The organism is Streptomyces lusitanus (assembly GCF_042647945.1).
Classification (GTDB): Bacteria; Actinomycetota; Actinomycetes; order Streptomycetales; family Streptomycetaceae; genus Streptomyces; species Streptomyces pseudogriseolus.
Map to the genome: position 1 here is coordinate 155449 of NZ_JBHRWL010000027.1, position 6306 is coordinate 161754.

Annotated in this window: 5 protein-coding genes; 3 read left to right on the forward strand and 2 right to left on the reverse strand. The window is 73.2% G+C overall.

What is annotated here, in order from left to right:
* Nucleotides 1–31: 31 nt before the first annotated feature.
* Nucleotides 32–1078, reverse strand: coding sequence for a hypothetical protein (locus tag ACFOSY_RS30325; protein WP_394313070.1), 1047 nt, complete (start codon nt 1076–1078; stop codon nt 32–34).
* 2 nt (nt 1079–1080) lie between these two features.
* Nucleotides 1081–1728 (reverse strand): hypothetical protein, encoded by a 648-nt coding sequence (locus tag ACFOSY_RS30330; RefSeq protein ID WP_394313022.1) that lies wholly within the window; start codon nt 1726–1728, stop codon nt 1081–1083.
* Nucleotides 1729–1957: 229 nt separating this feature from the next.
* Here ACFOSY_RS30330 and ACFOSY_RS30335 point away from each other — a divergent pair, with 229 nt between their 5' ends.
* From ACFOSY_RS30335 to ACFOSY_RS30345, 3 genes are all read left to right on the forward strand, one after another.
* On the forward strand, nt 1958–4951 hold the full coding sequence (locus ACFOSY_RS30335) for a BTAD domain-containing putative transcriptional regulator (RefSeq protein WP_394313024.1): 2994 nt from the start codon (nt 1958–1960) through the stop codon (nt 4949–4951).
* Nucleotides 4952–4964: 13 nt separating this feature from the next.
* Nucleotides 4965–5726, forward strand: a complete 762-nt coding sequence (locus ACFOSY_RS30340; RefSeq protein WP_394313027.1) for a prepilin peptidase — start codon at nt 4965–4967, stop codon at nt 5724–5726.
* Between the two features lie 68 nt (nt 5727–5794).
* The coding region (locus tag ACFOSY_RS30345) for a radical SAM protein (protein WP_394313029.1) at nt 5795–6306 on the forward strand (512 nt) is incomplete at its 3' end.

A 6306-nucleotide genomic window follows, 5' to 3' on the forward strand; every position in this document is an offset into this window, starting at 1 on the left:
CCGGCCCGGGCCGAGGCGTCGCGGATCCCGGTCAGCGGTTGATCGACTGGATCTCCTGGACGGTCATGTCCTGGGTCGTCTCGAACGTGCCGTCGGGGAGGTCGCCCTGGGCGCCGCCGGTGCCCTGCCAGGAGATCTCCCAGGTGATCGACGCGGTCAGGCGGTACGGTTCGCCGCCCGAGGCGCGCAGGTAGCGGATCCCGCACGGCGGGGTCTCGTCCGCGCTGCCCCGGGTGTACGGGGTGCCGATGGAGCCGTCCGCGTTGATCTCGCAGTCGCCGGAGGAGGGGTAGGTCTCGGCGTCCTTCGTGCCCGGGTCCAGGTGCAGGGCGACGGGCTTGGCGGTGGTCTCGGCCCACAGGCCGGTGCCGGGGAGTTCCGCGCGGACGCGGATCTCACGGAACGTGCCGTGGTCGAGCCAGATCCAGGTGGGCAGATTCACCGTGGACCGGTTCGTCGGCTTCAGCTCGATCTCGGTCTCCGGGACCTTGACCTTGTCGTACGCGTACGCGGCGAGCACCTCGGGTGTCGGGGCCTCCGGTTCGTCCGGTACCTCGCCCGCGTCCTGCCAGAACATGAGGCGGCTGCACAGCGAGGTGTCGTCGAGGGCGGACCAGTCAGGGGCGACGCCGCGCCAGAAGTAACCGTCCTTGCCCAGGTTGTAGTTCTTGTAGCCGGGCACGTTCGCGGGCGTACCGAAGTAGTTCCGGGCTTCCTTGCCGTCCCTGAAGTGGTCGGTCCACAACCCTTCGCCGTACCAGCCCTGCCGGATGCTGACGTCCCCGGCGGCCTCCGTCTCCGCGAAATTCTTCAGCTGCTCCGGCGTGAACACGGGCTCATACCAGCAGGGTGGGGGTTCCCAGGTCGGGTCGATCGACGACAGGGTGCCCTTGCCGCCCGTGGGGCCGCTGGTCTGGGTGACCCTGATGCGGGACGTCGACGCCTTGGCCGTCAACTCGTTGCCCTTGACTCCGCCGGCGGGACCGTCGCCCCGGGTGCCGCCCCCACCGACGGCGTGGGCGGGTCCCGGTGTCAGCAGCGCCGTGGTCAGCACGAGGGGTACGAGAGCGCGACGCATCGTCACCTCTGGCAGCCTCCCCGCTCCGAGCGGACGGAGACCGTCTGCCAGACGCCCTGTCCGTTCTTCGTCATCGACACGGAGTAGAAGACTTCCGGGTCCGTGCCGGGCGGGTTGCCCTCCACCTCGCCGGTCTTCAGGTTCCTGGTCGACGCCTTGCTCTCGTCGGTGCAGTAGTTCAGCACCGCGTTGTCGTCTCCGGAGCCCAGCGCGACCTCGGGGTCGAAAACAGGCAGGTCACCGATGACCGTGAGGTTCTTGTCGGTGTAGGTTCTGATCCACTGCTGGGCCTGCGAGAGGCCCGATTCCGTGTGGTAGAAGACGAGCGCCTCGCTGTCGAGGTCTTTGCCGATGATGGCCGCGTACCCGGAACGGAGTTCCTCCTTGCCGTCGTTCAGGACGGCCTGCTCCTCGGGTTCGTCGCTTTTCCAGTCCTGGAAGGTGAGTCTGAAGCTGCTCGGGAGGGTGATCTCCGGGCGCTTCGCGCCGGGCGGGGCCGAGGCCGGCGCCGACTCCGAGGGGCTGGACGAACCGGACTCCGCGCCCTTGATGTCGTCCGACGACGAGTCGTCGCCTCCGCAACCCGTGAGCAGCAGAGCCGTCGTCGCGGTGAGGGCGGCTGCGGTGGTGAGGAAGGCGCTGCGGGCCACGGACGAATCCCCCTGGTATCGGCTGTACGTAGGCGACAACGAAGCTATCAGGGGCATTTGTGAGGCCCCGGCGGATTGTGTGGGGGATGTGGGAAGCGCCCCAGGGCGGGGCAGGGACAGGGACCTGTCGGGCGGAGACCGGCGGCACCCCTTCGACTGCGGCCATTCGAGTCAATAAGATCCCCTTAGCCTCAACGACCCCTTCCTCCCACACCTCAGGACACCCGCCATGCCGCGACGCCGCAGTCCCAGCTCGTCCAGCTCGACGGCTCCGAGGAACCGGACGCCGCAGCCCGTGCGGGTGCGGCAGCGGACGTTCGGGGACTTCGTGAAGGCGTTCCTGGCGTTCGTCGCGCTGGCGGTGCTGCTCGTCGGGGTGCCGGCCGCGCTGGCGATGACGGCGGGCTGGCCGTTCCCGGAGACGTTCGAGCCGATGGAGTGGCTCAAGCAGGACATCTCCGTGTCGACGTTCCTCGGCATCCTCACGTTCGTCGTGTGGCTCGCCTGGGCGCAGTTCACCGCGTGCGTGCTGGTGGAGATGAAGGCCGCCCTGTCGGGCGTCGGGGTGCCGGGGCGGGTGCCCGGCGCCGGGCCCAGCCAGCTGCTCGCCCGGCAGCTCGTCGCCGCGCTGCTGCTGGTCGGCGCGACCGCCGCCAGCTTCACGCCCTCGCTCGCGCAGCTCGGCCAGACCTTCGACGACAACCAGCGGCCCACCGTGGCCGCCGCCCAGCAGACGCCGGGTCTCTTCGCCCAGCAGCAGGAGCAGGCGGCCGGCGCCGCCGCCGCGGTCGCCGAGCAGGCCTCGCACACCGAGGCGGCCCCCGCCGCGGCCGAGAAGCAGGGCGACACGAAGTTCTACCGGATCCAGCCGCCCGAGGGGCGTCACCACGACTCCCTGTGGGAGATCGCCGAGCGGCACCTCGGCGACGGCCGCCGCTACAAGGAGATCTTCGAGCTCAACAAGGACCGGGTGCAGCCGGACGGTTCGCGGCTGTCCGAGGCCAGTCTGATCCGGCCCGGCTGGATCATGGAGATGCCCGGCGACGCCCGCGGCGGCGACCTCGTCGAGATGCCGGACGACGCCCCCGAGGTGTCGCCCGAGGTGCGGCAGCAGATCAGCGACTACGCGAGGACCGGCGACGGCGCGTCCGGCGGCGACCAGGCGCAGGGCGGCGACCAGGCGCAGGGCGGCGAAAGCGGCCGTGGCAGCGGCACCGGCGGCGGTGACACCGCCCAGGTCGGTCTGCCCGAGCAGCGCCCCGCCCCCGGCACCGGCCACGCCGACCTCCAGCGCCCCGCGCCCGAGCAGGCCGCCACGCCCGCCCAGGACTCCTCCTCCTTCGGGCTGCCCGAGGCCCTGCTCACCGCCCCCCTGCTGGCCGCCGGTCTGCTCGGGGCGCTCGGCCACCGGCGCCGGCAGGCGCTGTGGCAGTCGGCGTTCGCCGGGATCGGCGGGCGGCGCGGCATGGAGCCGCCCACGCCCACCGGCGACGCCCTCGACGTGCAGGACGCGCTGCTGGTCGGCGCCGACCCCGAGGGCGTACGGCGGCTGGACCGGTCGCTGCGCGGGCTCGCCGCGTCGCTGGCCGCCGAGTCCCGTCCGCTGCCGACGGTCTACGCGGCCTGGCTGAGCAACGGCGACCTGCACCTCCAGCTCGCCCAGCCGTCCGGCAAGCCGCCGTCCCCGTGGCAGCTGGGGCAGGACCAGACGTTCTGGATGCTGGCCCGCGCCGACGCCGAGGCGTACGAGGACGTCGACACCGCCGCGCCCTACCCCGGCCTCGTCAGCCTCGGCACCATGGACGACTCCCGGCTGCTGCTCAACCTGGAGTCGGTCCCCGGCATCGTGTCGCTGAGCGGCCGCGCGGAGGACCGGGCGGCCGTGTTCGCCTCCGTGGCCGCCGAACTGGCCACCAACGGCTGGTCGGACCGCATGACCATCACCCTCGTCGGGTTCGGCGAGGACCTCACCGCCCTCGCGCCCAGCCGGCTGCGCCACCTCGACGGCATCGAGGCGCTGATCGAGACGATGGAGGCGGAGACCCGGCAGCGGCGCGGCGCGCTCGGCGCCGCCGGCCACGACTCGGTGCTCACCGGCCGCACCGGCCCGGCCCAGCACACCCGTTGGGCCCCGCACCTGGTGCTGCTGGCCGCCGAGCCGTCCCCCGAGGACGCCCTGACGCTCGCCGAACTCGCCGCCGACGCGAGCCGCCTGGGCATCGGCTACCTCGTCGGCACCGGCAGCGGCGATCTGCCCGGCGCCGCCTGGGAGATGGAGATCACCGGAGAGGGCCGGCTGCTCGCCCCGCTGCTCGGTCTGGAACTCGACGCGCAGCTCCTGCCCGCCGCCCACCAGCGGGCGGTCGTCGAGCTGTTCACCGACGCCGACCCGGACCGCAGCCCCGACGGGCCCGGCACCGCACCGCCGTTCCTCGTCGACATCAGCGAGCAGGGCCGCCCCGCCGTGTACGCGCGCCTGGTCGGGCCGTACGAGATCATCGGCCTGGAGACGCCGGACGGCGAGCGCAGCGCGCTGCTGCACGAGGCGCTGGCGCTGCTGCTCCTGCACCGCGAGGGCGTGCACCCGCGGGTGCTGTCCTCCGCGCTGTGGCCGCGCGGCGTCACCGACGACGTGCGCCAGGCGCTCCTCGACCGGCTGCGGGACTGGCTGGGCACCGACCCGGACGGCACCCCGCGGCTGCGCACCGACGACAACGGCCGGCTCACCCTCGCCAAGTCCGTGGTGTCCGACCTGGACGTCCTGCGCTCGCTGTACCACGAGGCGACGCAGGGCAAGGGCGTCGACAGCCGGGCGGTGCGCGGGCGGCTGCTCACCGACGCGCTGGTGCTGGTGCGCGGTCCGCTCCTGGCCGACCGGCCGGAAGGCCGCTACCGCTGGCTCACCCACGAGATCGTCGACGCGCAGCTCCCGCTGCTCGTCGCGGACACCGGGCTCGCGCTCGCCGAGTTCCACATGGAGAAGGACCGCGCGGAGAAGGCCATCGAGGCGCTGAACGCGGCGCTGCGCACCGCCCCGGCCGACGAGCGGCTGTGGAACGAACTGCTGCGCGCCACCCACGCCCTGGACGACCCGGCGCGGCTCACCGCCCTGGCGTCCGACCTGGTGGCCCGCAGCGGGGCGCGCGGGCTGCCGCCGCGCACCGAGGCGCTGCTCGACGACCTGCTGCCGACGTGGCGCGACGCGGTCGCGGCGGCCGGCTGAGCGGCCGTACGGGATGACCGGGGGCCTGGAGTACGCACTGATCGCCGTCGCCGCGCTGTGGGGCGCGGCGGCCGGCGCGCTGCTGCCCCGCGCCGCCCACCGGTTCGCCGTCCCGGCGGGGGAGGAGTGGCGCTCGGCGTGCCCGCAGGGACACCCGCTGGCGGGCTGGCTCGGCCCGGCGCGCTGTCGGACGTGCGGAGAAACCCCGCACGGGACGGGCGCGGGAGCGGCGTACGGCACGGGCGCCGCCGTCCCCGTCACGGTCACCGCGCTGGTCTGCGCCGCCCTCGCCGCGGCCACCGGGACCCGGCCGGAGCTGGCGGTGTGGCTGCTGCTGGCGCCCGCGGGCGTGCTGCTCGCGACGGTCGACTTCCGGGTGCAGCGGCTGCCCGACCCGCTCACCCTGCCCTTCGCGGCGGCGGCCCTGGCGCTGCTGGGCCTGACCGCGCTGGTCCCCGAGCACGCCGGGCAGTGGACGACCGCCCTGCTGGGCGCGCTCGCGCTCGGCGCCGGCTACTTCGTGCTGTTCCTGATCAACCCGGCCGGCATGGGCTTCGGCGATGTGAAGCTGGCGCTCGGCGCGGGCGCGGTCCTCGGCTGGTACGGCTGGCCCACGGTGCTGCTCGGCACGCTGGCCGGGTTCCTGTGCGGGGCGCTGTACGGGGGCGCGCTCGTCGTCGCCCGGAAGGCGGGCCGCAAGACGTCGATCCCGTTCGGCCCGTTCCTGATCAGCGGTGCCTTCGCGGGGCTGCTGATCGGCGCGTACACGGCCTGACGTCGGCGCGCGGGGACGGCTGACGTACGCTGATTCCGTCCGTCCACACCCCTGCGAAAGGGACACCGGTGACCGAGAAGGCCGACCTTCAGCCCGTCCTCGACCGTGCCGCCGCCGGTGGGCGGATCACCCCCGAAGAGGCCCTGGTCCTCTACCGCGACGCGCCGCTGCACGCGCTGGGCGCAGCCGCCGACGCCGTGCGCCGCCGCAGGTACGCGGGGACCGAGCACATCGCGACGTACATCATCGAGCGGAACATCAACTACACGAACGTGTGCGTCACGGCGTGCAAGTTCTGCGCCTTCTACGCGGCCCCGAAGGACACGAAGAAGGGCTGGACGCGGGACCTGGACGACATCCTGCGCCGGTGCGCGGAGACGGTCGAGCTGGGCGGCACGCAGATCATGTTCCAGGGCGGTCACCACCCGGACTACGGCGTCGAGTACTACGAGAAGCACTTCGCGGCCATCAAGAAGGAGTTCCCGCAGCTCGTCATCCACAGCCTGGGGGCGAGCGAGGTCGAGCACATGGCGCGGATCTCCGGCGTCTCGGTCGAGGAGGCCATCACCCGGATCCACGC